This window comes from Thermomonospora sp. CIF 1 (assembly GCF_001896795.1).
In the GTDB taxonomy this organism is placed as follows: domain Bacteria; phylum Actinomycetota; class Actinomycetes; order Streptosporangiales; family Streptosporangiaceae; genus Thermomonospora; species Thermomonospora curvata.
The window spans coordinates 139,854-166,521 of record NZ_MOYN02000011.1 but is presented as its reverse complement, the minus strand read 5'-3'; the positions used below and the strand labels follow the sequence as shown (position 1 = coordinate 166,521).

The window sequence follows — 26,668 nt, the reverse complement described above, 5'->3', positions numbered from 1 at the left end:
GTGACGGACGACACCAGGCCCTCCTACGAGCAGGCCCGCGACGAACTGGCCGAGGTGGTGCGGCGGCTGGAGGCCGGCGGGCTCACCTTGGAGGAGTCGCTGAAGCTGTGGGAGCGCGGCGAAAAGCTCGCCGAGATCTGCCAGGAGTGGCTGGAGGGAGCCCGCGCCCGGCTGGCCGCCGCCACGGCCGCCGCCGAGGACGACGCCGAGCCCGACTCCGCCCCGCCGTTTTGAGGCGGCCGGCCCTGAAAGCAGCCGCCGGGCCCGGCTCTTCAGCGCATGCTTCCGCCCCCGGGAAGCGCGATGCCGTGTCCCCGGGCGAATCCGGCGGTCGTGCGGGCTTTGCGGCCGGAGCCGGGCTCAGGACCCGCTCGTGGGAGCGGCCGACGGGGAGGGGGCGGCCGTGTCCTTGGGCTGGGGCTTGAGGGAGGCGGCCAGCACGGCCAGTTCCTCATAGGAGGCGGTGCCGGTGACCACCAGGGTGAGGCCGGGCAGGGTGCGCACCAGCGAGCGCTGATTCTTGTCCCTGCGGTAGTAGCGCTGCCAGGTCTGGCCGGCGACCTGCTGGACGCCGACCGGCTCGCGGGAGTTGGTCATCCGCCACAGGTACTCACTGACCGGCTGCTCGTCGCTTTGCTCCAGCGCGGCGTACTCGTCCGAAGGGGTCACCATGCCCAGGTGCCAGGCCACCGGGTCCTCGGCGTCGTCGCCGTCCAGGCCGCTCAGCCGGGAGCTGGTGGCCCGCCAAGTGGACGGCAGCCCTTCGGGGGCGTAGGGGGTGTAGGGGGCGTCGGCGCGCAGCCGGGCCAGGTGGACGCCGTAGTCGACGGTGGGGAGGTTCTCGGTGTGCTCGCGGGGGCTGATCAGCACGACCAGGCCGACCAGCAGCAGGCAGGTCAGCATCGCCAGGGCGTAGCCGCCCAGGCCGGTGGTCAGCCGCTTGTAAACCCCCGGGCTCACCTCATACGGCCCTTCGGCCCGCCGGCCCTCCGGTGCCGTGTCGTGGGGGGCGTCCGGCGCCCCGGCCGGGGCGGAGGGCTGCGGCCGGGTGGCCGGCTGCGAGGTCTCGTCGGTCACGCTGCCAGGATCGCGCACGGTCAGGAGCGCTCCGTACGGGGGTTGCGGATGGTCTCGATGATGGCCATGATCTCCGAGGCCGTCTTGCGGGCGGCCTGCTCGTCCTCTTCGCCGGCGATCTCGGTGACGGCCGCGGCCATCGCGCCGGTGAGCACGGTGACCAGCGGTTCGTCCACGGTCCCGTCGGGCGCGTGGAAGAGGGCGGCGTTGCGGCGGGCCCACTTGCGCAGCCGCTTTTGCATCACCCGCTCAAAACCGGGCGGGCCGTCGCCGCGCACGAACAGTCGGGAGAGCCGCCGGTCGGCCAGGCAGCCGTCCAGGTAGGCGTTGGCCCCGGCGATGAACAGCCGCATCGGGTCGCTCTCCCCGGCCGCCCGGGCGGCGTGCACGGCCTGGCGGGTGCGCTCCTGCTGGCGGGCCTGGAACTCCTCCCACAGCGTCAGGTACAGGTCGGCCTTGCCGTTGAAGTGGTGGTAGAGGCTGCCGACGCTGGCTCCCGCCCGGGCGACGATGTCGGTCACCGCGGCCTGGGCGAACCCGCATTCGGCGAAGACGTCCCGCGCCGCGGCGAGCAGGGCGCTGCGGGTGGCCGCCCCGCGGTCGGAACCCCGCGCCGGAGTCTCCCCGCCCTGCGCGGGGACCCGGCCCGCGTTGTCGGCCCCTCCACCGGAGGTGGCGCTCGCCGAGGCCGTGCCGCCCGCTCCGGCCTCACCGGGCGGCACTTGGATGTCGCTGCTCATGACAGCAGAGATTACGCCCTATGGGACGGCGGGAACGATTCCTCGCTACAGGTGGTCACCCAATCGCAACAGCCGGGTCCCTTGCCGGGGACCCGGTGAAGGGCCGATCGGCGGGGCATGGGTACCGTCGGGTTGGTCTGGTCCAATTTTGTGGCTCGGGCCGGCCGAACGGAAAATCTCAGGCACCTGCGACCGAAAGGGCTGTAACGCGATGTCTGCCATGTCCGCTGGGTCCGATGGAAACTCCGTCTCCTCGCCGCTGGTCACCGAGCCCGCCGCGCCCGACCGCAACCTGGCCATGGAGCTGGTACGGGTGACCGAGGCGGCGGCCATGGCCGCCGCGCGCTGGGTCGGCCGGGGCGATAAGAACGGGGCCGACGGCGCGGCCGTCAACGCCATGCGCCAATTGATCAACACGGTGTCCATGCGGGGCGTGGTCGTCATCGGCGAGGGCGAAAAAGACAACGCCCCCATGCTCTACAACGGCGAGGAAGTGGGCGACGGCAGCGGCCCGGAGTGCGATGTGGCGGTGGACCCGATCGACGGCACCCGCCTGACCTCGATGGGCATGCCGAACGCCATCGCGGTGATCGCGGTGGCCGCCCGCGGCTCGATGTACGACCCCTCGGCGGTCTTCTACATGGAGAAGCTGGTCACCGGGCCGGAGGCGGCCGATGTGGTGGACATCGAGCGGCCGATCGCCGACAACATCAAGGCGGTGGCCCGGGCCAAGGGCTCGGCGGTGGAGGACGTCCGGCGACGTGGCCGGGGCCATCATGGCGGCCCGCGAGGGCACCGGGGTGGACCTGCTGCTGGGCATCGGCGGCACCCCCGAGGGCATCATCGCCGCCTGCGCGGTCAAGGCGATGGGCGGGGTCATCCAGGGCAAGCTGTGGCCGCGCGATGAGGCCGAGCGGCGCAAGGCCACCGAGGCCGGGCACGACCTGTCGCGGGTGCTGACCACCGACGACCTGGTCACCTCCGACGATGTGTTCTTCGCCGCCACCGGCATCACCGACGGGGAGCTGCTGGGCGGGGTGCGTTTCGGCAAGGGCAAGGCGATCACGCACTCGCTGGTGATGCGCTCGCGCAGCGGCACCATCCGCAAGGTGGAGAGCGAGCACCAGCTGGGCAAGCTGCGCGCCTACAGCGCCATCAACTTCGACCAGGCGGTGTAGCGGCCCGCCCGCGGCGAGGGGCGGGCGGATGGTCAGGACGTCCGGCGCAGCCGCCCGCGCACCCGTTCGCGCAGCGTGCGCTTGGGGGCGCGGGCCTTGACCGAGCTCAGGATCATCCGCCCGCTGATCTCCACGGTGGGTCCCCCGTCGGCGGGCCTGACCCGCACCTCGCGGGTGCTGAGCATGGTGCGGCCGGTCACGTCCACCTGCACGCCCTCGGGGACCAGCAGCCGGATGCGGCCGCACAGCGACAGCGTGTCGAGCACGACGTGGCGGCGCTGCAGGATGGCCTCGCGCAGATCGAGCTCGACGGTGCCGAACAGGGCCAGCAGCGGCAGCCGCACCGGCATCACCCAGCGCCCTTCGCGGCGCAGCGAGCCGAAGGTGGCCTGCAGGGGGCGGTCGTCGACCAGGATGGGCTGCGCCTCCGGCGGGGTGAGGTCGCCGGTCAGGCCGGTCAGCTCGCCGAGGGTGCGGGCGGCATAGGCCCGGGCGGTGCGCTCGGCGTGCTCTTCGGGGGTGAGCCGTCCGTCGGCGAGCGCCTCGGTGAGCACCTGCACCACGCGCTCGCGATCGGCGTCGGAGGCGCGCAGGTCGTGCACGCGGGTCACCGGTTCCGCGGGGATCGGAGGCCTGGAGACGTCCACGCATTCGACGATAGCGTCCTGGGTGCCGGCGCTGGAGATCAGAAAGTGAATGCGCTCTTGTGCGGGCATTGACCGGGCGGTTTCCGGCTCTCTAGGCTGACGCGAACATTCTTCATGTTCTCCTTCTGAGCTTCGAGGACCGCTCATGAGCCCGCGGGACCGCCAGGCGCGCCTGTCGGCGTACGCCGCCTTCGCCGTCCAAGGGCTGTGCTTTGCCTCCCTGGTGACCCGGGTGCCGCGGGTGCAGGACGCCCATGGCATGAGCGACGGGACGCTGGCGGTGGTGCTGCTGCTCGTCCCGGTCATCGCCGGGGTGGGCAGCGTGGCCGCCGGCGCCCTGTTCGCCCGCTTCGGCAGCGCCCCGGTGCTGCGGTGGGCGCAGCCGGGGGTGTGCCTGGCCGTCACGATGATCGGGCTGACCGGCGGGCGGATGCCGCTGCTGTATGCGGCGGTGGCGCTGTTCGGGCTGTTCGTCGGCGCGGTGGACGCGGCCATGAACGCCCAGGCGGTGGCGGTCGAGCGCCGCTACGGCGTCAGTTTGCTGACCGGTTTTTACGCGGTGTGGAGCGTGGCCGGGATCGCCGGCGGGCTGTGGGTGGCGCTGGCCAACCGGCTGGAGCTGGGCCTGGCGGCGGGCTTTGCCGTCCCGGCCGCGCTGGGCGCGGCCGTCTCGCTGCTCACCGGGCCGCGCCTGCTGCGCCGCGGCGAGGAGGGAACGGGCCCCGGCGCCGCGGAGCTGAAGGCCGCGGCCCGGCGGGTGCCCTGGCGTCCCGTCCTGGTCGTGGGCGCGGCCATGGGGATCTTCTACCTGGCCGACGCGGCGATCTCCAACTACAGCGCCAAGTACCTGGAGGACGAGCTGGGCGCCGCCGGGTATGCGGTCCCGCTGGGCTATGTGGCCTACCAGATCGCCATGGTCGCCAGCAGGGCCGCCGCCGACCTGGGGGTGCGCCGGTGGGGCGGGGTGCGGGTGGTCAGGCTCGGCGGGCTGGCCGGGATGGCCGGGATGATCGGCGTGGTGGCCGCTCCGGGCGCCGCGGCCGCCATCGCCGCGTTCGCCGTGGCCGGGCTGGGGCTGGCGGTGGTGGCGCCGGTGGCGTTCTCGGCCGCCGGGCGGGTCGACCCGACCGGGCTGGGGGTGGCCGTGGCGCGGCTGAACGTCTTCAACTACGTGGGGTTCGTGCTGGGCGCGGCCCTGATGGGGGCGATCGCCCCGCTCAGCGCCACCGACGGGCTGCGAGTGGCCTTCGCGGCGCCCGCCGTGCTGGTCGCCCTCATAGTCGCGCTGGCCGGGGGATTCGCCCCGGAACCGGTGGGCGCGGCGCGTCCGGCCGCCGCGACCGCTTGAAACCGGCATGCAGATCCGGCGACGGCCGCCCCTGCGGCGCGGTCGCCGGCAGCGTGTCTCATCTCCCCGATTGTTTTCTCCCGCGGCTGCTCCGGCGGCCCTCCCCTCCACCGGGCCGCCAGAGTCGCTGAACCTTTTTCAACACGCCGTCTCCGCAGGGCGAGACGGGGGCCCGCGGTCAGGGGCGATGCCGTGACCTACAACGTCGCGGCATTGGAGACCATCGAGACTCCCGTCCTCGGTGCCTTGGGCCGCGTGTTGGAAAAGGTTCACTCACACCGGAGGCGTGTGCCGGTCCTCCAAGGCCGCCACCGCCCGCTCGCCCTCGCGGGCGGCCTCGTCAGGGGCCATGGTCCGCAACGCCTCCTGCAGCGCCAGCGCCGCGGCGTCCGCCGCCGTGCGCGCGATGATGGTGTGCTCCTGCGCCCGGTCCAGCTCTCCCAGCCCGACGCAGTCGAACGCCACCTGCGCGTCGTGCACGGCCAGCTTGAGTTGACGCGCTGCTTCCTCCAGGCTCATGGGTCCCCCTCTCCTCCCCTTGCCCTTCTACCCACCGCCCCCTGGGGCAATCACCTGCTTGAGGATGTCGACGGCAGACCTCAGGCGGGCCTCGTTTACCCGTCCATAGCCCAGTACGAGGGCGGGCTTTGCCGGCCGTGACCACATGGGCGCCGCGCCCTGCAGGAGCAGGCCGCGATGCGAGGCCTCGGTGACCACCTTCTCCTCGTCGCAGGAGGCGGGCAGCTCGGCGTACACGTGCAGGCCCGCCGCCACGCCCCGGACGGCGACGCCCGGCAGCCCGGCCGGCGCCGCCACCACGACCCCGCGGGAGACGCCCAGGCGGCGGGCGAGGGCGCGGGTGGACGGCAGCCGGGCGCCGGCGGCCAGCCGCCCCTCCCGGACCGCCGCGCGCACGCCCGCGGCGATCTGCGCCGGCAGCTTTCCGGCGGCAGGGTCCAGCGGCAGATGCAGGTCCCGCACATCGGCCTCCAGGCCCTCGCGGGCGGGGTGAACTCGCTCACCATGGTCCGCTGCCTTGCGTCGGCGGGGCGGCCGCGGCCCCGGACCGATCCGATCGTGGCATGTGGTGATCTGCCTCACCGCGGCCGACCCCGCACAGTGCCTCGGAGGGCACGTCGTAACCTGAGGGACGCCCCTGCTCATGGCGATGCGAGGAACGTGAGATGGCTGAGTTCTCCTACACCGACCTGCTGCCGACCGGACCGGACGAGACCGAATACCGGTTGCTGACCACCGACGGGATTTCCACCCTCGAGGCGGGGGGCCGCACGTTCCTGCAGGTGGAGCCGGAGGTGCTGCGGATGCTCACCGAGACGGCGATGCGCGACATCGCGCATCTGCTGCGCCCTTCGCACCTGCAGCAGCTCCGCAACATCCTCGACGACCCCGAGGCCTCCCCCAACGACCGGTTCGTGGCGCTGGACCTGCTGAAGAACGCCAATATCGCCGCCGCCGGCGTGCTGCCCATGTGCCAGGACACCGGTACCGCCATCGTCATGGGCAAGCGCGGCCAGCACGTGCTCACCGACGGCCGCGATGAGGAGCACATTTCGCGCGGCGTGTACGACGCCTACACCAAGCTCAATTTGCGTTACTCCCAGATGGCCCCGCTGACCATGTGGGAGGAGAAGAACACCGGCAACAACCTGCCGGCGCAAATCGAGCTGTATGCCACCGCCGGGGACTCCTACAAGTTCCTGTTCATGGCCAAGGGCGGCGGCAGCGCCAACAAATCGTTCCTGTACCAGGAGACCAAGGCCGTCTTGAACCCCAAGCGGATGATGGCCTTCCTGGAGGAGAAGATCCGTTCCCTGGGCACCGCCGCCTGCCCGCCCTACCACCTGGCCATCGTGGTGGGCGGCACCAGCGCCGAGTACGCCCTCAAGGTCGCCAAGTACGCCTCGGCCCGCTACCTGGACGGGCTGCCCACCTCCGGGTCGATGTCCGGGCACGGTTTCCGCGACCTGGAGATGGAGCGGCAGGTGCTGGAGCTGACCCGGAACCTGGGCATCGGCGCCCAGTTCGGCGGCAAGTACTTCTGCCACGACGTGCGGGTGGTGCGCCTGCCCCGGCACGGCGCCTCCTGCCCGGTGGCCATCGCGGTCTCCTGCAGCGCCGACCGGCAGGCCCTGGCCAAGATCACGCCGGAGGGCGTCTTCTTGGAGCAGTTGGAGACCGACCCGGCGCGGTTCCTGCCCGACACCACCGCCGAGGAGCTGGGCGGCGAGGTCGTCCGCATCGACCTGAACCGGCCGATGGACGAGATCCGCGCCGAGCTGAGCAAGTACCCGGTCAAGACCCGGCTGTCGCTGACCGGCCCGCTGGTGGTGGCCCGCGACATCGCGCACGCCAAGATCAAGGAGCGGCTGGACGCCGGCGAGCCGATGCCGCAGTACATGCGCGACCACGCCGTCTACTACGCCGGCCCGGCCAAGACCCCCGAGGGGTACGCCAGCGGCTCCTTCGGCCCCACCACCGCGGGGCGGATGGACTCCTATGTCGAGCAGTTCCAGGCCGCCGGCGGCTCCTACGTCATGCTGGCCAAGGGCAACCGCTCCCGGCAGGTCACCGAGGCCTGCAAGAAGTACGGCGGGTTCTACCTGGGCTCGATCGGCGGCCCGGCGGCCCGCCTGGCCCAGGACTGCATCAAGAAGGTCGAGGTCCTGGAGTACCCCGAGCTGGGCATGGAGGCGGTCTGGAAGATCGAGGTGGAGGACTTCCCCGCCTTCATCGTGGTGGACGACAAGGGCAATGACTTCTTCGCCGACACCACCGGGCCGCTGCTGACCATCGGACGCCGCTAAAGGCCCGCGCGCCGATCCCGGCCGGGGCGGTGAGCCCGTCCCGGCCGGATTACCGCCGTCCTCATGTGCGCCCAGCAAAATGACCAGGCGGTCATAATCTCGGCGGAAATTCTTTGAAGTTTGAAGAACCCTTCGGCTTCCGAGCGGGAAACACGGCGCGCCACCGTAAGGGATTTCACAAAGCGGCGCGCAATCGGCGACGGCGGAGGGCGACCGGGCCGCGCCCCTTCGGGACCTCCCCGGCCCGTGGCGTCATGTGCGGCCAAGACACCCACGTCACGAGCGGTCTTCCCGGCCGGCGCCCCGGCAGGAGCAGAGAAGAGACGGCCCGCCGCGGCACCGCGGAAGGCCCGGCGGAGGGGAACTTCCCGCAGGCGACCGGCGGGGGAGGCGGGGGAAAGCCGGCCCGTGAGGGACCGCAATCCCCCGACTTCAGCCATGGGAAGGATGTCAATCCGGTATCTTTCTCGCCATGTCTCAGTCAGAGCGCCTCGTACTTGCGACGCGCTATCGGCTGGTTTCCGAAATCGGCCAAGGCGCCAACGGGACGGTCTGGCGTGGGCACGATGAGCTGCTGGATCGCGCGGTAGCGATCAAGGAGCTGCGGCTTCCCCCGGATCTGAGCGAAGAGGAGCGGGTGGTCTTCTACCGCCGCACCCTGCGGGAGGCCCGTGCCCCGGCGCAGCTGCGCACCCCCTCGATCGTCGAGGTCTACGACGTGGTGATCGAGCAGGGCCGGCCGTGGATCGTGATGGAGCTGATCGAGGCGCCCAACCTGGAGCAGCTCATCGAGACCAACGGGCCGCTGCCGCCGGAGCGGGTGGCGCACATCGGCCGGCAGCTGCTGGACGCGCTGGCGGTGGCGCACCGCTCGGGCATCATCCACCGCGACATCAAGCCGTCCAACGTGCTGCTGGACGGCGACCGGGTGGTGCTCACCGACTTCGGGCTGGCCTTCTCCTCCGGCGCGACGAACCTGACCAAGTCAGGGCACTTCATGGGCTCACCCGCCTATGTGGCGCCCGAGGTGGCCGCCGGTGAGCGCGCCACCCCCCAGTCGGACCTGTGGTCGCTGGGCGCCACCCTGTACGCCGCGGTGGAGGGCCGTCCCCCCTTCGACCGGGGCAATGTGATGGCCACGCTCAGCGCGCTGGCCAACGAGGAGCCGCCGCCCGCGCAGAACGCCGGCCCGCTGGCCCCGGTGCTGTCGGGGCTGCTGCAGAAGAACCCGCTGCGCCGGCTCAGCCACGCCCGCGCCGCCGACCGGCTGGAGCGGGCGATGTCGGCGCCCCGCAGCGCCCGCCGCCAGGCCACCCCGCGCTACCGGCTGGCGGTGGTGGTCGGGCTGATCGCGGCGACCGTGGCCGCCTGCGGGGTGGGCACCGGCGCGCTGGTCGTCGGGATGGTCACCCGCAACGACGACCCCGGCCCCGGGCAGGCCGCCGCCGGCGAGGGCCCCCCGCAGTCCCCCGGGCAGCCGGCGGCGATCCCGTCGGCCGCCGTCGACCACCCGCTGGTCATCCGGGCGATCGGCGACACCTGCCGGGCCTTTGTGACCGAGCCGGGATCGCTGGGCTATGAGTTCAACGGCGATCTGGCCAAGGGCGAGGAGCGGATCTTCGACAAACCCCGGCTGACGGCGGTCATCTACGACACCGCCGCCTGCGAGGTGTGGGTCAAGGGGGTCAAGCAGCCCCCCGGCAAACCCGGCGCCCGCAAGCAGCTGCAGATCAACAAGTGAGCCCGGTCACGGGCATGGCGGGAATGCGAGCGGGCATCTGTCGGCTGCCGTCTACAGCGGAGTAGATCGCAGCCGGAGGTGTCGCAGATGCCCGAACAAGATCATCGGATCGAGCGGGACTCCATGGGCGAGGTGCGCGTCCCCGCCGAGGCCAAGTGGGGCGCGCAGACCCAGCGGGCGGTGGAGAACTTCCCCATCTCCGGCCGTCCCATCGACGAGGCGCAGATCTGCGCGCTGGGCCGGATCAAGGCCGCCGCCGCCCGGGTGAACGCCGCACTGGGCGTGCTGGAGCCGCAGGTCGCCGCGGCGATCGAGGCCGCGGCGCGCGAGGTGGCCGACGGCAGGTGGCATGCCCACTTCCCGGTCGATGTGTTCCAGACCGGTTCGGGCACCTCCTCCAACATGAACGCCAACGAGGTGATCGCCGCGTTGGCGAGCGAGCGGCTGGGCCGCCCGGTGCACCCCAACGACGAGGTGAACGCCTCCCAGTCCTCCAACGACGTCTTCCCCTCCTCGATCCACATCGCCGCCACCGAGGGGGTGGTGCGCGACCTCATCCCCGCGCTGCGGCACCTGGCCGCCGCGCTGGAACGCAAGGCGGGGGAATTCGCCGACGTGGTCAAGGCCGGGCGCACCCACCTGATGGACGCCACCCCGGTCACGCTGGGGCAGGAGTTCGGCGGTTACGCGGCGCAGGCCCGCTACGGGGTGGAACGGCTGGAGGCGGTGCTGCCGCGGCTGGCGGAGCTGCCGCTGGGCGGCACGGCGGTCGGCACCGGTGTCAACACCCCGCCCGGCTTCGCCGCCCGAGTGATCGCCGAGCTGGCCGCCGACACCGGGCTGCCGCTGCGCGAGGCCCGCAACCACTTCGAGGCCCAGGGCGCCCGGGACGCCCTGGTGGAGACCAGCGGGGCGCTGCGCACCATCGCGGTCGGGCTGCACAAGATCGCCAACGATCTGCGCTGGATGGCCTCGGGGCCCACCGCCGGGCTGGCCGAGATCCGCCTGCCGGACCTGCAGCCGGGCTCATCGATCATGCCGGGCAAGGTCAACCCGGTGATCTGCGAGTCGGTCCTGCAGGTGGCCGCCCAGGTGATCGGCAACGACGCGGCGATCGCCTTCGCGGGGGCCTCCGGCAACTTCGAGCTCAACGTGATGCTGCCGCTGCTGGCCGGCAACCTGCTGGAGTCGATCCGGCTGCTGAGCAACGCCTGCCGGCTGCTGGCCGACCGCTGCGTGGCCGGCATCGAGGCCGACGTGGCGCGCTGCCGGATCTATGCGGAGTCCTCCCCGTCGATCGTCACGCCCCTCAACCGCTACCTGGGGTATGAGGAGGCCGCCGCCGTCGTCAAGCAGGCGCTGGCAGAGCGCAAGACGATCCGGCAGGTGGTGCTGGAACGCGGCCACGTCGACCGGGGCACGCTCACCCTGCGGCAGCTCGACGAGGCTTTGGACGTGCTCGCGATGACCGGGCGGAAATGACCGGCGGGAATCAGTACCAGCCGTTCCGCTGGAAGTGACCCCAGGCCCCGCACGGCGTGCCGTAGCGGCCCTTGATGTAGCCCAGGCCCCACTTGATCTGGGTGCGCGGGTTGGTCCGCCAGTCGGGACCGGCGCTGGCCATCTTGCTGCCGGGCAGCGCCTGCGGGATGCCGTAGGCACCGGACGGGCTTTGCGCGTTCACCCGCCAGCCGCTCTCCCGCTGCCACAGCTCGACCAGGCAGCCGAACTGGGTGTTGGGGTCGAAGCCGAACTCCGGCAGCATCGCCTTGGCGATGCGCTGCGCCTCCCCGGCCGGGACGGGGTTGCCCGCATACGGGGTGCCGCCGCCGCTTTCACCGGCGCCGGTGCTGGGGGTGGGCGTGGGAGTGGGGGTGTGGCCCTTGGCCTCCAGCACCATCTCCTTGCGGGCGTCCCTGGCGGCGGCGCGGTAGGCGCGCTCCAGGTTCAGCTGCCGCTGCTGGGCCGCCAGCACCTGGGGGTCGGGCGCCTTGGGGGCGTCGGCCAGCGGGATGGGCCGGACGGTGGTCTTCTCCTCGCCGCCTCCCACCAGGAGGCCGGCGATGGCGCCTCCGCCCGCCAGCACCACCGCCGCACCCGCCGCGGCGGCCAGTTTCACCGGCAGGCGCAGACCCTTGGGCGCGGGGCGCTCAGGGGAAGGCCGGGGGGATGCGGCGTCGGCGTCGCTGATGACGTCCGGGCCGTGCGGCGCGTCCGAAGACGGCCCGAGCGGCGCTCCGGCGACCCGGACGTCCCCGGGCGCCGGAGTGGACGAGGGCCGCGACGGCGGCCCGTACGGCCCCGGCTGCATCTGCCGTCCATCGCTGCGATCGTCCTGTTCGGGAAACCTCGGTCGGTCTCCGTACAAGGCGGCCCTTCCGACGGTCGCACGCGCATGGGCACGCGCGCGAAGGCGTCCACCACGGCCGCGGGCCCGCCGGCGGGCGGGCGCCGGGCTCACAGCGGCGATCGGCCCGGCGGGTTCCTCGGGGGTCGCCGCGGGCCACGCCGCTCCACGGTGCTTACGGCTGCACACAATGCCCGAGGTCAGGGGGTACTTCGCAACAAGAACGCAGGATTTGTGCCATTCGCCGCACACCGCAAGCCGGCGCGAGATCCGCAAAACCCGCCTGAGAGCTGCGATTCTGTGATCTTCCTGAGAGCTGTGTGACTTTTGCCACAACAGAGCCGAAACGGGCGGACCGGTAGCGGAAGGTGAACCCGGCCCGCCCGTCCGCGGGAACGAGGGCGACGCCCGCGGGCGTCGCCCTCGTCAGGCCCCGATGTCGCCGAGCATGTCGGTCACCAGCGCGGCGATCGGGGAACGTTCCGAGCGCGTCAGCGTCACATGCGCGAACAGCGGGTGTCCCTTGAGCTTCTCCACCACCGCGGCCACCCCGTCGTAGCGGCCCACCCGGAGGTTGTCGCGCTGCGCCACGTCGTGGGTGAGGACGACCCGCGAGCCGGTGCCGATCCGCGACAGCACGGTCAGCAGCACCCCGCGTTCCAGGGACTGGGCCTCATCGACGATGACGAAGGAGTCGTGCAGGGAGCGGCCCCGGATGTGGGTCAGCGGCAGCACCTCCAGCATGTCACGGTCCAGGACCTCCTCGATGACCTCCGGGGTGGTCACCGCCGAGAGGGTGTCGTAGACCGCCTGCGCCCACGGCGACATCTTCTCGTTCTCGGTGCCGGGCAGGTAGCCCAGGTCCTGGCCGCCGACCGCATACAGCGGGCGGAAGACCACCACCTTGCGGTGGCGGCGGCGCTCCAGCACCGCCTCCAGGCCCGCGCACAGCGCCAGGGCGGATTTGCCGGTGCCCGCCCGGCCGCCGAGCGAGACGATGCCGATCTCCTCGTCCATCAGCAGGTCCAGCGCGATGCGCTGCTCGGCGGAGCGGCCGCGCAGCCCGAACACCTCGCGGTCGCCGCGCACCAGCTTCACCGACTTGTCCGGCTGCACCCGCCCCAGCGCCGAGCCGCGCTCCGACAGCAGCCGCAGCCCGGTGTGGCAGGGCAGGTCGCGGGCGCTCTCCAGCTCCAGCGTCCCGGTCTCATACAGCTCCTCCAGCTGCGCGGCGGTCGCCTCCAGCTCCCGCATGCCCGTCCAGCCGGACTCCACCACCATTTCGGCCCGGTACTCCTCGGCCGCCAGCCCCACCGCCGCGGCCTTGACCCGCAGCGGCAGGTCTTTGGAGACCAGCACGACCTCCTTGCCCTCCCGTGCCAGCCAGCCGGCCACGGACAGGATCCGGGTGTCGTTGTCACCGAGCCGGAAGCCGTCCGGCAGCACCCTGGGGTCGGCGTGGTTGAGCTCCACCCGCAGTGAACCGCCCTGGTCGCCGAGGGGGATGGGCTGGTCCAGCCGACCGTGCGCTATGCGCAGGTCGTCCAGCATGCGCAGGGCCTGCCGGGCGAAATAGCCCAGTTCCGGATGGTGGCGCTTGGCCTCGAGCTCGGTGATGACGACGATGGGCAGGACGACCTCGTGCTCGGCGAACCGGGTCATCGCTCCGGGGTCGGCGAGCAGGACGCTGGTGTCGAGGACGTAGGTGCGCCGCTGCGGCTCCTGGTCGCGGCGCCGGGAGGTAGTGGCCACTCGCTCTCCTTCGGGCCTCGCCACCGGATCGCCGGGGCGAACCGGCGGCCACATGCCCATTGGTGTGGTCCGGAGAACCTCCGGATCGGCGGAGCGCCCCGGCCCGGCCTCCTCTCCCGCACGGCGTGCGGGACCGGCGGACAGGGCGATCCGCCGGACGGCGAGTCAGGAGCCGAAGCGCCGGTGCCGCGCGGCGTACGAGCGCAGCGCCCGCAAGAAGTCGATCTTGCGGAAGTCCGGCCAGTGGACCTCGCAGAAGTGGAACTCCGAGTGGGCGCTTTGCCAGAGCAGGAAGCCGGAAAGCCGCTGCTCTCCCGAGGTGCGGATGACCAGGTCGGGGTCGGGCTGGCCGCGCGTGTAGAGATGCTTGGCGATGTGCTCGACGTCGAGGACCTCGGCGAGCTCCTCGATGCTGGTGCCCTTACCCGCCTGCTCCAGGAGCAGGGAGCGCACCGCATCAGCGATCTCACGCCTACCTCCATACCCAACGGCGACGTTCACAATCAGCCCAGGGCGGTCAGATGTGCTTTCCTCGGCGTGTTTGAGAACGCGTGCGGTGGAATCGGGCAGCAGGTCCATCGCGCCCACCGCCTTGATGTGCCAGCCCTCCCGGGCCAGTTTGGCGACGGTGTTCTCGATGATCTCCAGCAGCGGGTTCAGTTCCTTGGCGGGGCGGTTGAGGTTGTCGGTGGACAGCATCCACAGCGTGACCACCTCGACCCGGGCCTCGGTGCACCACTGCAGCAGCTCGCTGATCTTGTCGGCGCCGCGCTGGTGGCCGGTGCTGACGTCGCTGAGCCCCATCGCGCGGGCCCAGCGGCGGTTGCCGTCCAGGATCACCCCGACGTGCCGGGGGATCTTGTCGGTGGGCAGCGACGACTCCAGCCGGCGCTCATACAGCCGGTAGATGGAGTCGCGCAGCGCCTGGTACGCCTTGCTGCGCTTGATCGTCGCGGTCAGCCTCATGCGCCGCACCGTCATGGGCCCCTACCTCCCCGCAGCCCCCCGTCAGACGACGCCTAATTATGGCCCGAATCACCAGTTCCGCGGCCTGCTTGCAGCATTTCACCCGATATTGGACCGATCTGGCGTTCGGCCTCGGCCAGCAGCGCCGCCAGGAATTCGGCCAGCTGCCGTGAGGTCAGCACGGCCCGCACGCCGTGTCCACCGGCGCCCCACGCCTCGACGATCGCCCGGCGCGCCAGCCGCCAGCGCCCCCGCCGGCGCGAGCGCGCCGGCGACCAGGAGTCGCCGCCGGCCTCCGCGCCCGGCAGCCAGACCGATGAGGTGCGCACCGTGCAGCGCAGCTCCCCCGTGCTGACGACGTCCACCCGGTCGCGGTAGCGCAAGTCGAACAGCTCTGGATCGGGGGACGGCTGGAGGCGCCGGCGCCGGCAGCGCGTGCAGCTCTCCGGGGAACCGGCCGGCGGGTCGGGGAAGCGGTCGTCGGGATCGGGCCAGCGGGCGGCCTGCGGCGAGCCGTCGCGGCGGGCGGCCGCCAGCCGCCCGGCCAGCGCGGCCAGCAGGTAGCCGCAGCGCTGGCCGACCACGCCGAAGCGCCCGCCGTCCCGGTACAGCTCCAGCGTGATCTCATACGGCACCCCGCTGCGATCGCGCTCGGGCACCGGGACCACCGTCAGGCGTGAGCCGTCCGTACAGCGCAGGCACCCCACATCGGCACACTAGGCCCGGCCGCACCCGCGGTGCCTCGGCTTTGCGTAATGGTTCGCGTATCGGATGGCTAAACCTGGGGGCCGGCGGCTCTGGCCCGCTCGACGTGCCGCAGCGCCTCGCGCAGCTCGGCCAGCCACTCTTCGGCGTTGCGGCCGACCAGGCGCACGCACCAGGCCAGCGCGTCGCTGCGGCTGCGCGCCACGCCCGCCTCCACCAGCGTGTCCAGCACGCGGCGTTCGGGCTGGCGCAGCCGGGTCATCACCGGCACCGACAGATTGGTGAACATCTCCCGCCGGTCCTCGCAGGCGGCGCCCCAGGAGACCTTGCGCCCGAAGCGGTGCTCGGCCTCGCGGGCGATGGCGATGCGCCGCTCCCGCGTCTCCTCGCGGAACCGCTGGATGTGCCCGTCCAGCAGCGCGGTGCGCTCGGCGCCGGAGACCTGCTCGGCGTGGGGCGGCGGGGCCAGCCGGCCCACCACGCTGACCTCTTCGCGGTCTACCACGACCTCGGGCGGGCCGACGAACCAATCCTGCGGCAGCCGGCCGGTGAACCAGCCCCGGACCTCCTCCGCCGTAGTCATGTAATCAGTATTACATAGAAAGATGAACTATCCGGCCCACAGCGGCACACCGCTGGGGAAACCGGAGGCGAACGGCTGCGGCACAGGGATCGGCACCGTCACAGGCCGGACGCCGCCAGGCGGGCGCCCATCTGCGGGTTGACGCGGACGGCGCCCTTCAAGTTGCGGGTGTAGACGTTCTGGATCTGCACCACGGTGCCGCGCCGGGGAGCGGCCACCATCTTGCCGTTGCCGATGTAGAGGGCGATGTGCGAGATGTAGCCGGGGGCGGTGGGGTCGTTGGCCCAGATCAGCAGGTCCCCCGGGCGGGCCTTGCTGTAGGGGATGATCCAGCCGGCGCGGGCCTGGTCGGCGGCGACCCGGGGCAGCCGGATCCCGGCCTGGGCGAAGGCGTACTGCATCAGGCCGGAGCAGTCATAGCCGCCCTCTTCCTCCGACTCCCCGCCCCACACGTACGGCCAGCCGATCCTGCTGTAGGCGGCCTTGATCACGGTCCGCACCTGCTCGGCGGTCATCACCTGGCCCTTGGCGGTGGGCAGCCGCCCGCCGGGCGCGGGGTAGTCGATCTGGGGGTCGACCTCGACGGTCTTGACGCCCTTGGGCAGCACCTTGCGCAGCGTCCGCGACAGCTTCTTCAGGTCGGTCTTGGGCGCGCTGATCAGCAGGGCGTTGCCGGACGGCACCCCCAGCTGCCGGGCGACGTGGCGGGAGACCACCGCGTCCACATCGCCGAGGCCCATGGTGGCGTAGGCGCCCACGCGCAGCTGCCTCTGGCGCTGCCGGCCGCCCACCGTCACATGGGAGCCGAGCTCAAAGCCGCCGTCGTTGCCCATGGTGAAGGAGATGGCCACATCGCCGCCGGCGATGTTGCGCCACAGATCGTCGGACTCGGCGGTGGGCTTGGGGGTGAAGGCGCGGAAGGTGGAGGGGTCCACGCCCAGCAGGCCGACCCGCTTGCCGCCGACCGTCGTCTGCGCCGCGTCCAGCACCTCGACGCGCTTGACGCCCTTGACGGCGCCCACCCGCCGCACCGCGTCGGCGGGCAGCGTCGCGGAGGAGGCCACCAGCAGGTGCGGGCTCACCCGGCCGCGCAGCGGCGCCACCGCGGTGGGCGAGACCCAGGTGTCGGACGAGGCCGCGACATAACGCTGCCACCGGCTCTGCGGCTGGGGAGAGCCGGCGTTCCGCCACGAAAGCAGCACCACTGCGTTGGACGCCAGAGTGGCCACCACGGCAACGCCGATGGCCGTCGGCAGAACACGGCGGCTCGGCCTTCGCACCGCACCACTCCCTCATCACCAGGCCCCTCGGACCGGCGGTCCGCCCCCGCCGGGCCGGTGCGCGCCCTCACGACTATCACCCATGCGCCCGGCGGCCGTCCAGACACCTGACCTGGTACCCGCACGTCCCGCCGGTCACGCCGTCCCCGCAAGTGACGAGCCGTCGCACGGACACGCGTTACCAAGAGGTAACACCAACCGAGAAGTAGATCAAGGCCGCTCTTGCGGCGAATCCCGCGAGCGGCACGATATCGTCACCCGGCGGGCGAGGCCGGGATCAGCCTCCGGCCAGTTCGGCCATCAGGTCGGCGGGGGTGGTGACCGGCAGCCGGCAGGTGAAGTTCCGGCACACATAGGCCGCCGGCGCGCCGTCCACCGGGGTCCGTCCCCGCAGCAGCGGGACGTCGCCCGCGGCCTCGCCGGTGCCCACCGTGATGACCGCGCCGGGGGCGGGCGAGGCCAGCGCGGCGCCGTGCAGCGCGCGGGTGCGCGCATCGGCCGGATCCCCCACGATCGCGATCTCCAGCGGGCCGCTGACCAGCGCCTCGGCCACCGCCAGGCCCCAGCCGGCGAAACGGGCGTGCCGGCCGGCCAGCAGCGTGGCCGCCGCCAGCGCGGAGGCGGCGGCCTGGCGGTGCCGGGACGAGCCGGTCAGCGCCGCATACGACAGCAGCGCCCCGGCGGCGGCGAACTGGCCGGAGGGCGTGGCGTTGTCGGTGGGGTCCTGCGGGCGGCGGAACAGCCGCTCGGCGTCGTCGGCGGTGTCGTAGAAGCCGCCGCGGTCGTCGGGGAAGTGCGTCAGCACCGTCTCCAGCAGCGTCCCGGCCAGCCGCACGTGCGCCGGGTCGCCGGTGACCGCGTGCAGGGCCAGCAGCCCCTCGGCGAAGTCGGCGTAGTCCTCCAGGACGCCGGCGTTCGCCCCGGGCACGCCGTCGCGGGAGGTGCGGGTCAGCCGCCCGTCGCGCAGGTGGACCTCGCGCAGCAGGCGGGCGATCTCCTCGGCGGCGCCGACCAGATCCGGCCGTCCCAGCAGCGCCCCGCACTCGGCCAGGGCCGCGATGGCCAGGCCGTTCCAGGCCGTGACCACCTTGTCGTCGCGGGCCGGGGGGACGCGCTCGGCGCGGGCGGCCAGCAGCCGGGCGCGGACCCGGCTCCACCACTCTTGATCGCCCGGGTCGCCGGGCAGCCGCAGCACCGACGTGCCGTGTTCGAACGTGCCGGACTCGGTGACCCCCAGCAGCTCGGCGGCGGCGTTCCCGTCGGCCTCCCCCAGCACCCGGCGCAGCTGCTCGGGCGTCCACACGTAATATTTGCCCTCCTGGCCTTCGCTGTCGGCGTCCAGGGCCGAGGCCAGCCCGCCCTGCGGGGTGCGCAGATCGCGCAGCATCCACTCGCAGGTCTCCAGCGCGATCCGCTTGGCCAGCGGGCTGCCGGTCAGCCGCCACCAGTGCGCATAGACGCGGGCCAGCAGCGCGTTGTCGTACAGCATCTTCTCGAAGTGCGGCACCACCCACGCCTCGTCCACCGAGTAGCGGGCGAAGCCGCCGCCGAGCTGGTCGTAGATCCCGCCGCGGGCCATCGCCTCCAGCGTGCCTGTGGCCATCGCCAGCGCCTGGGCGTCCTGGGTGCGGGCGTGGTGGCGCAGCAGGAACTCCAGCACCATCGACGGGGGGAACTTGGGGGCGCCGCCGAAGCCGCCGTAGGCGGTGTCGTAGGAGGCCGCCAGCGAGCGCACCGCCGCCGACAGCCGCTCCGGGGAGGGCGGCTCGGTCTCCCCCGGGGCGGGACCGCGGGCGGTGAGCGCCTCCACGACCTTGCGGCCCTGCTTGAGGACGTCCTCGCGTTCCTCGCGCCAGGCCCGCGCGACCGCCATCAGCAGCGCCCGGAACTGCTGGCGGGGAAAGTAGGTGCCGCAGTAGAACGGCTCGCCGTCGGGCGTGGCGAAGACCGTCATGGGCCAGCCGCCCTGGCCGGTCATGGCCTGGGTGGCCTCCATGTAGACCGCGTCGACGTCGGGGCGTTCCTCGCGGTCGACCTTGATGTTGACGAACAGGTCGTTCATCAGGCGGGCGGTGGCCTCGTCCTCGAACGACTCGTGCGCCATCACATGGCACCAGTGGCAGGCCGCGTATCCCACGCTCAGCAGGATCGGCACATCGCGCCGCCTGGCCTCGGCGAACGCGGCCTCGCCCCATTCCCACCAGTCCACCGGATTGTCCGCGTGCTGCAGCAGGTACGGGCTGGTCGCGTTTTTGAGGCGGTTCATGTCAATGATCCTGCCCCATCAGGGCCCGCCGACCCATGGCCCGGGCGGAACGCGCCGGCTCATCCGTCTTCGGCCCGGGGCTTTCGCCGGGCGGGGACGGAGATGCGGTCCAGGTCGCGGGCCAAGACGATGTCGCCGTCGTAGGCCTGGGCGGCCTGCTCGGCGTAGCGGGGGAAGTCCTCGGCCGGGTAACGCTCGGAGAAGTGGGTCAGCACCAGCCGCCGGACCCCTCCGGCGGCGGCGATGCGGCCGGCCTGCCGGGCGGTCAGATGCCCGTAGCGGCGGGCCAGGTCCGCGTCCTCTTCCAGGAAGGTCGACTCGATGATCAGCATGTCCACCCCGTCGGCCAGGGCGTAGGCCGCCTCGCACTCCCGGGTGTCCATCACGAACGCCAGCTTCTGCCCGGGCCGGGGGACGCTGCAGTCGGCCAGGGTGACGGTGCGGCCGTCGGGGGCGGTGACGCGGCCCTCCCGCTGCAGCCGGCCGATCATCGGGCCGGTGATGCCGCGTGCGGCCAGCCGGTCGGGCAGCATCGTGACGCCGTCGGGCTCCTCCAGCCGGTATCCGTAGGCCTCCACCGGGTGGTCCAGCCGCCGCGCCGACAGGGTGAAGGGTGCCTCGCCGGTCTCGATCACCGCGTGCCCGCCCTCGACCGGCCGCTCCCGGACGACGTCGGTGTCGCGGAAGACGGCCGCGTGCCGCAGCCGCCGCCAGTAGCGGTGCCCGCTCGCCGGGAACAGCGCCCGCACCGGGTGGGGCACCTCGTCGCGGGCGATGCGCTGGATCACCCCGGGCAGGCCCAGGCAGTGGTCGCCGTGGAAGTGGGTGATGCAGATCCAGTCGATGTCGTGCGCGGCCACCCCGGCGCGGATCATCTGCCGCTGGGTGCCCTCCCCCGGGTCGAACAGCAGCCCCTGCCCGTCCCAGCGCACCAGGTAGCCGTTGTGGTTGCGGGTCTTGGTGGGGACGGCGCTGGCGGTGCCGAGCACCAGGAGGTCACGGGTGGACATGCCTTCCATTCTGAGGACCGAACGTTATTCTGTTCCCGGTCCTTATCCCGGCGGCGAGGAGGAGAAGCCAGGTGGGCGGCAACAAGCGCGACCAGATCCGGATGACCCCCGAGGAGGTGGCCGCCTTCCTCGCCGACAACTTCAAGGTGCAGGTGGCCACGGTGGACCGCGACGGCGCCCCGCACCTGGTGACCATGTTCTACACGCTGCTGGACGGCAAGATCGCCTTCACCACCTACGCCCGCTCCCAGAAGGTGGTCAACCTGCGCCGCAACCCGGCCATGACCTGCCTGGTCGAAGACGGCCTGGAGTACAACGAGCTGCGCGGGGTCAAGCTCAAGGGCACCGGCCGCATCATCGAGGACCCCAAGATCCGCACCATGGTCGGCCAGGTGGTCGGCTCCCGGATGGCCGGTCTGCCGGTGCCCGAGCTGGGCGAGCCCATCGACCCGGTGGTCGCCGAGGGCATCGAGAAGGCCCTGGCCAAGCGCGTCGTGGTGGTCATGGAGCCGGAGCACATCACCAGCTGGGACCACCGCAAGCTGTAAGCCCCGCCTTCAGGGGCCGGAGACGGGCTGCGGCCGGGGGATGAAGGCGTCCCGGACGGCGAGGGCCACCAGCACCGCCAAGGCCGCGATCGCCAGGGCCAGCGGGGTGAACAGGTGGGTCGTCCACTCCAGCAGGGCCAGCGCGCCCAGCAGCGCCGAGGCGGCCGGCCGGGCGAGAGAGAGTCGTCCGAAGACGACCTTCTCGAACAGGGCGTGTCCCATGACGAACAGGGCCGGCCCGCCCAGGACGGTGGCGAGCGCGCCTCCCTCGACGTGCCCGCCGGGGTGGGCGATGACCAGCTCGTCGCCGACCGCGGCGACCACGATGCCGGCCACCATGACGATGTGGATGAACGTATAGGCCGACCGGCCCAGCCGCCCGGGGTCGGGCGAGGCGGCCACCCGCTCGGCGGCGGCCTCGGCGGTGCGGCCGAAGTAGATCCACCAGAAGGCGACGCTGCCGGCGAAGGCCACCGCGAAGGCCGCCACGGCGCCCGGTGAGGCCGGGGCCAGGCCGCTCAGCGTGGCCCCCATGACCAGCATCGACTCGCCCAACGCGATGATCACGAACAATTGGCAGCGCTCGGCCATGTGCCGGGCGTCGATCGTCCAGTCGGCGGTGCTGGAACGGCCCAGGCCCGGGGTGGCGTAGCCGATCCAGGGGGCGGTGTACTCCACCGCGACGGCCGCCGCCCACAGCGCCAGGCGGGCCTCGTCGTGGACCAGCCCGCCGGCGATCCACAGCACGGCGGCGGGCATCATCCAGGCCAGCACCCGCTGGAAGTTGGGACCCAGCTCGTGCCGCAGGGTGGTCAGCACCACGAAGACGGTCCGCCCCACTTGAACGGTCACATAGCCGCAGGCGAACCACAGGCCGCGCGCCTCGAACGCCTCCGGGATCGCCGCCGCCATGAACATCGCCGCCAGCATGACCGCCCCCAGCATCAGCCGGACGGCCGCATGGTCGGGGTCGAACCAGTTGGTGGTCCAGCAGGTGTACATCCACGCCCACCAGACCGCCAGCAACAGCAGCAGCGCCTCGGCCGCTCCCACCCAGGTCAGGTGCTCCAACATCCGGTGGGAGAGCCTGGTGCACGCGAAGACGAACACCAGGTCGAAGAAGAGTTCGAAGAAACCGACCCGGGTGCCGTTCCCGTCGCGGGTTCTCAGGACGCCGGTGCCCTCGCTCACGCGAGGGATCATGTCACGGGAACCCGGCGGATCCGGCGAATCAGGACCGATGCGACATGGCCGGAACCGGCACGGGCGAGGGCTCGGTGCCTGGGGGCCATCCGTCCTTGGAGCCGGTGGCCCCCGGGCACCGAGCCGTCCCAGAGGCTGGGACGCATCCGCTGCGAGCTGAGGGAACAGCGCGCCGAAAAGTTCAGTCCTTCGGCCGTTCCCCGTCCTTGCCCGCGGCCTTTTCGCCCTTGCTCTTGGCGGCGGAGGCGGCGGAGGACTGCTCCTCCTCCTGCTCCAGGTCGGCCTCCCGGGGGACCTGGATCTTGCCCATCTGCTTGTTCATCGAGCGCAGCAGCAGGAACACCGCCACGCACAGCAGGATGAAGACGGCGAACCCCAGCATGCCGGGGCTGACGGTCTCGTCAGTGAGCGGGAAGTCGTTCTTGGGCTGGGCGGCCAGCAGCGCTACAGACACACTTTCTCCCTGACTCCCGCGAACAGATCGTCCTCAGGAAGCTCGGTATCGACCAAAGACCTGGCCAAATGGTAATCCTCGGTCGGCCATGCCTGGCGCTGCACCTCCAGCGGGCAGCGGAACCAAAAGCCGTCGGGGTCGATCTGGGTGGCGTGCGCCAGCAGCGCCCGGTCGCGGGTTTCGAAGTAGTCCGCGCACGGCACGCGGGTGGTGACCGCCCACGGGGCGGGCCGTTCCTCGAAGCGCTTGAGCCAGTCGCCGTAGGGGGACTCCAGGCCGGCCTTCTCCATGGCCGCGTGCAGCGCCTCGATCCGCTCCTTGTTGAAGGTCATGTGGTAGTAGAGCTTGAGCGGCTGCCAGGGCTCGCCGGTTCCGGGGTAGCGGTCCGGGTCGCCGGCGGCCTCGAAGGCCTCCACCGACACCCGGTGGCACATGACGTGGTCGGGGTGGGGGTAGCCGCCCTTCTCGTCGTAGGTGAGCATCACGTGCGGGCGGAACTCGCGCACCGCGCGCACCAGCGGCTCGGCCGCAACCTGCAGGGGCTGCAGGGCGAAGCAGCCCTCCGGCAGCGGGGGCGGCGGGTCGCCCTCGGGGAAGCCGGAGTCCTCAAAGCCCAGCCAGATCTGCTGCACGCCCAGGATCTCGCGGGCGCGCGCCATCTCCTGCCGGCGGACGGCGGCGATGTCGGCCTTGATCTCCGGACGGTCCATGGCCGGGTTGAGGATGTCGCCGCGCTCACCGCCGGTACAGGTCACCACCAGCACCTCGACGCCCTCGGCGGCGTAGCGCGCCATGGTGGCGGCGCCCTTGCTGGACTCGTCGTCCGGGTGGGCGTGGACGGCCATCAGCCGCAACGGGCCGTCCTCACACGAGGTCATGCCGATCGGTGCTTCGGACCCCACAGTGTCTCCCTGTCCAACCGTAGATGGCGTCCGCGCCGCATCGCGGGGGGCGGACGCCGCAGCAGAGGACGATTGTTCCCGACAACGCCCCTCACCCGCAGGGGAATTCCCTGTCGCCGGTTCCCACCGCCCCCGGTACGGAGCATCGGCTCCCACCGATGACAATTGTCCCGGACGCATCGCCGTGGCGCGGACATGCCCGCGGATGCGTTCTTGCACGGTATCGACGGCACCCCAACGGAGAATTCCCGCCATGAGCACCTCGGCCGGCCAGGCAGCCGGTGACCAGCGCCCCCGTCGCGGCGGCAGACTCGGCCTGGCGGTCATCGGGGTGGTGGTGGCGATCTGCTCGGTGGGCTGGGCCATCGTCATGGCCCACGTCGGGCAGGTCCCCGGCATCAGCACCCAGACGATCACCTACCGGATCGTGGACGACTCCACGGTCGAGATCCGCTGGCAGGTCGCCAAGCCGTCCGGCAAGCCGGTGCGGTGCGTGGTGGACGCGCTGGACGCCCGCTTCGCCCCGGTGGCCGAGCAGGAGGTCATCGTCCCGGCCGGGCGATCGCACGTGGAACGCACCGACATTCTGCGCACCACCCGGCGCGCCGCGGCGGCCAGGGTGAAAGAGTGCCGCACTATATGACGGTCTGACGGATTGCCGGTGAACACAGAGGGGAACCTTTACTCTCACATACGGGATAGGCTTGAGGTTTCGCCCGGCCCGGCCAGGCCGGTTCGCCGGCAGACACGCCGTGGACCGCTACGTGTGGACAGAGGAGCATCCGTGACCGAGACCCGTGCTGAGAACGTCAACTGGCTCACCCAGGAGGCGTACGACCGGCTCAAGGCTGAACTTGAGTACCTGTCGGGCCCGGGCCGCATCGAGATCGCGCAGAAGATCGAGGCGGCGCGGGAGGAGGGCGACCTGCGCGAGAACGGCGGTTACCACGCCGCCAAGGAGGAGCAGGGCAAGATCGAGGGGCGGATCCTCCAGCTTCAGCACATCCTGGAAAACTCCCGGGTCGGCGAGGCTCCTCGCACCGACGGGGTGGTCGGTCCGGGCATGACGGTCACGGTCGCCTTCGAAGACGACGATGAGGAGCTCACCTTCCTGCTGGCCTCCCGGGAGGAGAGCGGCGCCCCGATCGACGTCTACTCCCCCCAGTCCCCGCTGGGCTCGGCCATCAACGGCAAGAAGGTCGGCGAGAAGGCCACCTACACCCTGCCCAACGGCCGCAGCATGACCGTGGAGATCCTCGACGCCACGCCCTACGCGGGCGCCTGACCACCGGCACCACACCGAGCGATCCCCTTTCGGCCCGCCGGCCCGATGCCGCCGGCGGGCCTTTGCGCATGCCCGCCTCATCCCTTCCGGGCGGCCGCCGCCCGCACCAGCGGGAGGGTGCGCAGCGGGATCTGGGTCGCCAGCGAGATCACCGTGGAGGTCCGCTCCACCCCTTCGACCGCCACCACCTGGTCGATCACCCGCTGCAGGTCGGCGTTGCTGCGCGCCACGATGCGGCACAGCATGTCCCCGGTCCCGGTGATGGTGTGCGCCTCCATCACCTCGGGGATGGCGCTCAGCCGCTCGGCCACCGGGTCGTGCCCGCCGACCTGCCGGATCTGCAACGTGACGAAGGCGGTCACCGTATAGCCCAGCGCCACCGGGTCGATCTGGGGCCCGAATCCGCAGATCACCCCGTCCCTGGCCAGCCGGTCCAGCCGGGCCTGCACGGTGCCGCGGGCCACGCCCAGCCGCCGGGACGCCTCCAGCACCCCGATGCGGGGTTCGGCGGTGAACAGCTCGATCACCCGCCGGTCCAGTTCGTCGATCGCCACGAGCGGCCTCCAAACGGTGGTCAGACTGTACAGATCGTCTGATCATTTCCGTCTGACGCTATGCATATTGTCCAGCATTCCACGTAACTCTTGCGCAGCCTGTATTCCGAGCGGACATTTGGCGCCATGAGCGACGCATTTCCTGTCAAAGGCATGGACGCCGTGGTCTTCGCCGTCGGGAACGCCCGGCAGGCCGCGCATTACTACTCGACCGCGTTCGGGATGCGCCGGGTGGCCTACCGCGGCCCGGAGACCGGGTGCCCCGACGAGGCCGCCCACGTGCTGGAGTCCGGCAGCGTGCGGTTCGTGCTGCGCGGCCCGGTGCGGGCCGGCACCGACCTGGGCCGCCATGTCGCCGAGCACGGCGACGGGGTGGTGGACCTGGCGATCGAGGTGCCCGACGTCGAGGCCGCCTACGAGCACGCCGTCGCGGCCGGGGCCCGGGGCCTGGAAGAGCCCTACACGCTGGAGGACGAGCACGGCAAGGTGCACCTGGCCGCCATCGCCGCCTACGGCGAGACCCGCCACACCCTGGTCGACCGGTCCAACTACTCCGGCCCCTACCTGCCGGGCTACGTGGCCGCCGACCCGATCGTGGAGCCGCCGAAGCGGCGCTACTTCCAGGCCATCGACCACTGCGTCGGCAACGTCGAGCGGATGGACGAGTGGGTCGACTTCTACCACCGGGTGATGGGCTTCACCGACATGGCCGAGTTCATCGGCGACGACATCGCCACCGAGTACTCGGCGCTGATGTCCAAGGTGGTGGCCGACGGCACGCGCAAGGTCAAATTCCCCATCAACGAGCCGGCCGACGGGCCCCGCAAGTCCCAGATCCAGGAGTACCTGGAGTTCTACGGCGGGCCCGGCGTGCAGCACATCGCGCTGGCCACCAACGACATCCTGGCCGCGGTAGACCAGATGAAGGCCGCCGGGGTGGAGTTTTTGGACACCCCCGACTCCTACTACGACGACCCCGAGCTGCGCGCCCGGATCGGCGAGGTCCGCGTCCCGGTGGAGGAGCTGCGCAAGCGCCGCATCCTGGTGGACCGGGACGAGGACGGCTACCTGCTGCAGATCTTCACCCACCCGGTCCAGGACCGGCCCACCGTGTTCTTCGAGCTGATCGAGCGGCACGGCTCCATGGGGTTCGGCAAGGGCAACTTCAAGGCTTTGTTCGAGGCCATCGAGCGGGAGCAGGCGCGGCGCGGAAATTTGTGACCGGCCCGCGTTAAAGATCGGTCCTCATCGGGGCGG

General features: G+C 71.8%; 26 protein-coding genes and 1 pseudogene. 10 read left to right on the top strand and 17 right to left on the bottom strand.

Annotation, left to right across the window (positions count from 1 at the left end):
• Nucleotides 1-234 carry an exodeoxyribonuclease VII small subunit gene (locus tag BUE48_RS05390; RefSeq protein WP_012851457.1) on the top strand — a complete coding sequence of 78 codons (234 nt, stop codon included), beginning with the start codon at nucleotides 1-3 and terminating at the stop codon, nucleotides 232-234.
• 126 nt (nucleotides 235-360) lie between these two features.
• Here the strand turns inward: BUE48_RS05390 and BUE48_RS05385 are convergent, their stop codons facing one another.
• Nucleotides 361-1,077, bottom strand: a complete 717-nt coding sequence (locus tag BUE48_RS05385) for a DUF4245 domain-containing protein (protein WP_245536989.1) — start codon at nucleotides 1,075-1,077, stop codon at nucleotides 361-363.
• Between the two features lie 20 nt (nucleotides 1,078-1,097).
• Complete coding sequence (locus tag BUE48_RS05380) at nucleotides 1,098-1,817, bottom strand: TetR/AcrR family transcriptional regulator (protein ID WP_012851455.1); 720 nt, start codon at nucleotides 1,815-1,817, stop codon at nucleotides 1,098-1,100.
• A gap of 220 nt (nucleotides 1,818-2,037) precedes the next feature.
• On the opposite strand from BUE48_RS05380, the pseudogene BUE48_RS05375 reads away from it, so the two are divergent.
• A pseudogene (locus BUE48_RS05375) lies at nucleotides 2,038-2,995 on the top strand (class II fructose-bisphosphatase family protein).
• 32 nt (nucleotides 2,996-3,027) lie between these two features.
• Here BUE48_RS05375 and BUE48_RS05370 read toward each other — a convergent pair.
• On the bottom strand, nucleotides 3,028-3,642 hold the full coding sequence (locus BUE48_RS05370; RefSeq protein ID WP_245536988.1) for a DUF1707 SHOCT-like domain-containing protein: 615 nt from the start codon (nucleotides 3,640-3,642) through the stop codon (nucleotides 3,028-3,030).
• A gap of 145 nt (nucleotides 3,643-3,787) precedes the next feature.
• Between BUE48_RS05370 and BUE48_RS05365 the strand changes: the two genes are divergently transcribed.
• A complete protein-coding gene (locus BUE48_RS05365; protein WP_286989128.1) occupies nucleotides 3,788-4,990 on the top strand; it encodes an MFS transporter in 1,203 nt (400 codons plus the stop codon).
• 273 nt (nucleotides 4,991-5,263) lie between these two features.
• Here the strand turns inward: BUE48_RS05365 and BUE48_RS05360 are convergent, their stop codons facing one another.
• Nucleotides 5,264-5,509 carry a hypothetical protein gene (locus BUE48_RS05360; protein WP_012851451.1) on the bottom strand — a complete coding sequence of 82 codons (246 nt, stop codon included), beginning with the start codon at nucleotides 5,507-5,509 and terminating at the stop codon, nucleotides 5,264-5,266.
• Nucleotides 5,510-5,536: 27 nt separating this feature from the next.
• A complete protein-coding gene (locus BUE48_RS05355; RefSeq protein WP_286989126.1) occupies nucleotides 5,537-5,971 on the bottom strand; it encodes a GntR family transcriptional regulator in 435 nt (144 codons plus the stop codon).
• A 203-nt stretch (nucleotides 5,972-6,174) separates the two neighbouring features.
• Here BUE48_RS05355 and BUE48_RS05350 point away from each other — a divergent pair, with 203 nt between their 5' ends.
• The 3 genes from BUE48_RS05350 to BUE48_RS05340 all read left to right on the top strand — a co-directional run bounded on the left by BUE48_RS05350 (nucleotide 6,175) and on the right by BUE48_RS05340 (nucleotide 11,038).
• Nucleotides 6,175-7,815: a fumarate hydratase gene (locus BUE48_RS05350; RefSeq protein WP_012851450.1), complete on the top strand. Its 1,641-nt coding sequence runs from the start codon at nucleotides 6,175-6,177 to the stop codon at nucleotides 7,813-7,815.
• Between the two features lie 472 nt (nucleotides 7,816-8,287).
• Nucleotides 8,288-9,556, top strand: coding sequence for a serine/threonine-protein kinase (locus BUE48_RS05345; RefSeq protein ID WP_012851449.1), 1,269 nt, complete (start codon nucleotides 8,288-8,290; stop codon nucleotides 9,554-9,556).
• Between the two features lie 87 nt (nucleotides 9,557-9,643).
• The gene (locus BUE48_RS05340; RefSeq protein WP_012851448.1) at nucleotides 9,644-11,038 is read left to right on the top strand and encodes a class II fumarate hydratase; all 1,395 of its coding nucleotides are present in this window, start codon (nucleotides 9,644-9,646) and stop codon (nucleotides 11,036-11,038) included.
• 10 nt (nucleotides 11,039-11,048) lie between these two features.
• Here the strand turns inward: BUE48_RS05340 and BUE48_RS05335 are convergent, their stop codons facing one another.
• From BUE48_RS05335 to BUE48_RS05300, 8 genes are all read right to left on the bottom strand, one after another.
• Nucleotides 11,049-11,867, bottom strand: coding sequence for an aggregation-promoting factor C-terminal-like domain-containing protein (locus BUE48_RS05335; protein ID WP_012851447.1), 819 nt, complete (start codon nucleotides 11,865-11,867; stop codon nucleotides 11,049-11,051).
• Nucleotides 11,868-12,329: 462 nt separating this feature from the next.
• The gene (gene phoH2 / locus BUE48_RS05330; RefSeq protein ID WP_012851446.1) at nucleotides 12,330-13,655 is read right to left on the bottom strand and encodes an RNA 5'-3' helicase PhoH2; all 1,326 of its coding nucleotides are present in this window, start codon (nucleotides 13,653-13,655) and stop codon (nucleotides 12,330-12,332) included.
• A 165-nt stretch (nucleotides 13,656-13,820) separates the two neighbouring features.
• Nucleotides 13,821-14,621, bottom strand: coding sequence for an isoprenyl transferase (locus BUE48_RS05325; RefSeq protein ID WP_052305637.1), 801 nt, complete (start codon nucleotides 14,619-14,621; stop codon nucleotides 13,821-13,823).
• A gap of 53 nt (nucleotides 14,622-14,674) precedes the next feature.
• Nucleotides 14,675-15,280 carry a hypothetical protein gene (locus BUE48_RS05320; RefSeq protein ID WP_012851444.1) on the bottom strand — a complete coding sequence of 202 codons (606 nt, stop codon included), beginning with the start codon at nucleotides 15,278-15,280 and terminating at the stop codon, nucleotides 14,675-14,677.
• A 116-nt stretch (nucleotides 15,281-15,396) separates the two neighbouring features.
• Nucleotides 15,397-15,909 carry an ATP-binding transcription factor AbmR gene (gene abmR, locus BUE48_RS05315; RefSeq protein ID WP_012851443.1) on the bottom strand — a complete coding sequence of 171 codons (513 nt, stop codon included), beginning with the start codon at nucleotides 15,907-15,909 and terminating at the stop codon, nucleotides 15,397-15,399.
• Nucleotides 15,910-16,007: 98 nt separating this feature from the next.
• Complete coding sequence (locus BUE48_RS05310; protein ID WP_286989123.1) at nucleotides 16,008-17,189, bottom strand: C40 family peptidase; 1,182 nt, start codon at nucleotides 17,187-17,189, stop codon at nucleotides 16,008-16,010.
• A 277-nt stretch (nucleotides 17,190-17,466) separates the two neighbouring features.
• Entirely contained in the window at nucleotides 17,467-19,455 is a 1,989-nt protein-coding gene (locus tag BUE48_RS05305) for a thioredoxin domain-containing protein (RefSeq protein ID WP_286989122.1), read from the bottom strand.
• A 59-nt stretch (nucleotides 19,456-19,514) separates the two neighbouring features.
• Nucleotides 19,515-20,465, bottom strand: coding sequence for a ribonuclease Z (locus BUE48_RS05300; protein ID WP_012851440.1), 951 nt, complete (start codon nucleotides 20,463-20,465; stop codon nucleotides 19,515-19,517).
• Between the two features lie 71 nt (nucleotides 20,466-20,536).
• Between BUE48_RS05300 and BUE48_RS05295 the strand changes: the two genes are divergently transcribed.
• Nucleotides 20,537-21,013: a pyridoxamine 5'-phosphate oxidase family protein gene (locus tag BUE48_RS05295; RefSeq protein ID WP_012851439.1), complete on the top strand. Its 477-nt coding sequence runs from the start codon at nucleotides 20,537-20,539 to the stop codon at nucleotides 21,011-21,013.
• Nucleotides 21,014-21,022: 9 nt separating this feature from the next.
• On the opposite strand, the gene BUE48_RS05290 is transcribed toward BUE48_RS05295, so the two are convergent.
• From BUE48_RS05290 to mca, 3 genes are all read right to left on the bottom strand, one after another.
• A complete protein-coding gene (locus BUE48_RS05290; protein WP_169312997.1) occupies nucleotides 21,023-22,204 on the bottom strand; it encodes a low temperature requirement protein A in 1,182 nt (393 codons plus the stop codon).
• 193 nt (nucleotides 22,205-22,397) lie between these two features.
• Nucleotides 22,398-22,670, bottom strand: coding sequence for a hypothetical protein (locus BUE48_RS05285; protein WP_012851437.1), 273 nt, complete (start codon nucleotides 22,668-22,670; stop codon nucleotides 22,398-22,400).
• Nucleotides 22,661-23,515, bottom strand: coding sequence for a mycothiol conjugate amidase Mca (gene mca / locus BUE48_RS05280; protein ID WP_174315342.1), 855 nt, complete (start codon nucleotides 23,513-23,515; stop codon nucleotides 22,661-22,663). Before mca ends, BUE48_RS05285 begins: the two co-directional genes overlap by 10 nt.
• A gap of 310 nt (nucleotides 23,516-23,825) precedes the next feature.
• On the opposite strand from mca, the gene BUE48_RS05275 reads away from it, so the two are divergent.
• Together BUE48_RS05275 and greA are read left to right on the top strand one after the other, a co-directional pair.
• A complete protein-coding gene (locus BUE48_RS05275) occupies nucleotides 23,826-24,215 on the top strand; it encodes a DUF4307 domain-containing protein (protein ID WP_012851435.1) in 390 nt (129 codons plus the stop codon).
• A gap of 141 nt (nucleotides 24,216-24,356) precedes the next feature.
• Complete coding sequence (gene greA / locus BUE48_RS05270) at nucleotides 24,357-24,857, top strand: transcription elongation factor GreA (RefSeq protein WP_012851434.1); 501 nt, start codon at nucleotides 24,357-24,359, stop codon at nucleotides 24,855-24,857.
• A gap of 77 nt (nucleotides 24,858-24,934) precedes the next feature.
• Here greA and BUE48_RS05265 read toward each other — a convergent pair whose 3' ends face one another.
• Complete coding sequence (locus BUE48_RS05265) at nucleotides 24,935-25,411, bottom strand: Lrp/AsnC family transcriptional regulator (RefSeq protein WP_012851433.1); 477 nt, start codon at nucleotides 25,409-25,411, stop codon at nucleotides 24,935-24,937.
• A gap of 153 nt (nucleotides 25,412-25,564) precedes the next feature.
• Between BUE48_RS05265 and hppD the strand changes: the two genes are divergently transcribed.
• Nucleotides 25,565-26,632: a 4-hydroxyphenylpyruvate dioxygenase gene (gene hppD / locus BUE48_RS05260; RefSeq protein WP_245536986.1), complete on the top strand. Its 1,068-nt coding sequence runs from the start codon at nucleotides 25,565-25,567 to the stop codon at nucleotides 26,630-26,632.
• The last annotated feature ends 36 nt before the right edge of the window (nucleotides 26,633-26,668 follow it).

What these genes read in the sequence shown, in the direction of transcription:
- BUE48_RS05380 (WP_012851455.1), bottom strand. Translation starts at nt 1,817, where the DNA reads ATGAGCAGCGACATCCAAGTGCCGCCCGGTGAGGCCGGAGCGGGCGGC.
- BUE48_RS05365 (WP_286989128.1), top strand. Translation starts at nt 3,788, where the DNA reads ATGAGCCCGCGGGACCGCCAGGCGCGCCTGTCGGCGTACGCCGCCTTC.
- BUE48_RS05360 (WP_012851451.1), bottom strand. Translation starts at nt 5,509, where the DNA reads ATGAGCCTGGAGGAAGCAGCGCGTCAACTCAAGCTGGCCGTGCACGAC.
- BUE48_RS05350 (WP_012851450.1), top strand. Translation starts at nt 6,175, where the DNA reads ATGGCTGAGTTCTCCTACACCGACCTGCTGCCGACCGGACCGGACGAG.
- BUE48_RS05345 (WP_012851449.1), top strand. Translation starts at nt 8,288, where the DNA reads ATGTCTCAGTCAGAGCGCCTCGTACTTGCGACGCGCTATCGGCTGGTT.
- BUE48_RS05340 (WP_012851448.1), top strand. Translation starts at nt 9,644, where the DNA reads ATGCCCGAACAAGATCATCGGATCGAGCGGGACTCCATGGGCGAGGTG.
- BUE48_RS05335 (WP_012851447.1), bottom strand. Translation starts at nt 11,867, where the DNA reads ATGCAGCCGGGGCCGTACGGGCCGCCGTCGCGGCCCTCGTCCACTCCG.
- BUE48_RS05325 (WP_052305637.1), bottom strand. Translation starts at nt 14,621, where the DNA reads ATGAGGCTGACCGCGACGATCAAGCGCAGCAAGGCGTACCAGGCGCTG.
- abmR (WP_012851443.1), bottom strand. Translation starts at nt 15,909, where the DNA reads ATGACTACGGCGGAGGAGGTCCGGGGCTGGTTCACCGGCCGGCTGCCG.
- BUE48_RS05305 (WP_286989122.1), bottom strand. Translation starts at nt 19,455, where the DNA reads ATGAACCGCCTCAAAAACGCGACCAGCCCGTACCTGCTGCAGCACGCG.
- BUE48_RS05300 (WP_012851440.1), bottom strand. Translation starts at nt 20,465, where the DNA reads ATGTCCACCCGTGACCTCCTGGTGCTCGGCACCGCCAGCGCCGTCCCC.
- mca (WP_174315342.1), bottom strand. Translation starts at nt 23,515, where the DNA reads ATGGCCGTCCACGCCCACCCGGACGACGAGTCCAGCAAGGGCGCCGCC.
- BUE48_RS05275 (WP_012851435.1), top strand. Translation starts at nt 23,826, where the DNA reads ATGAGCACCTCGGCCGGCCAGGCAGCCGGTGACCAGCGCCCCCGTCGC.
- hppD (WP_245536986.1), top strand. Translation starts at nt 25,565, where the DNA reads ATGGACGCCGTGGTCTTCGCCGTCGGGAACGCCCGGCAGGCCGCGCAT.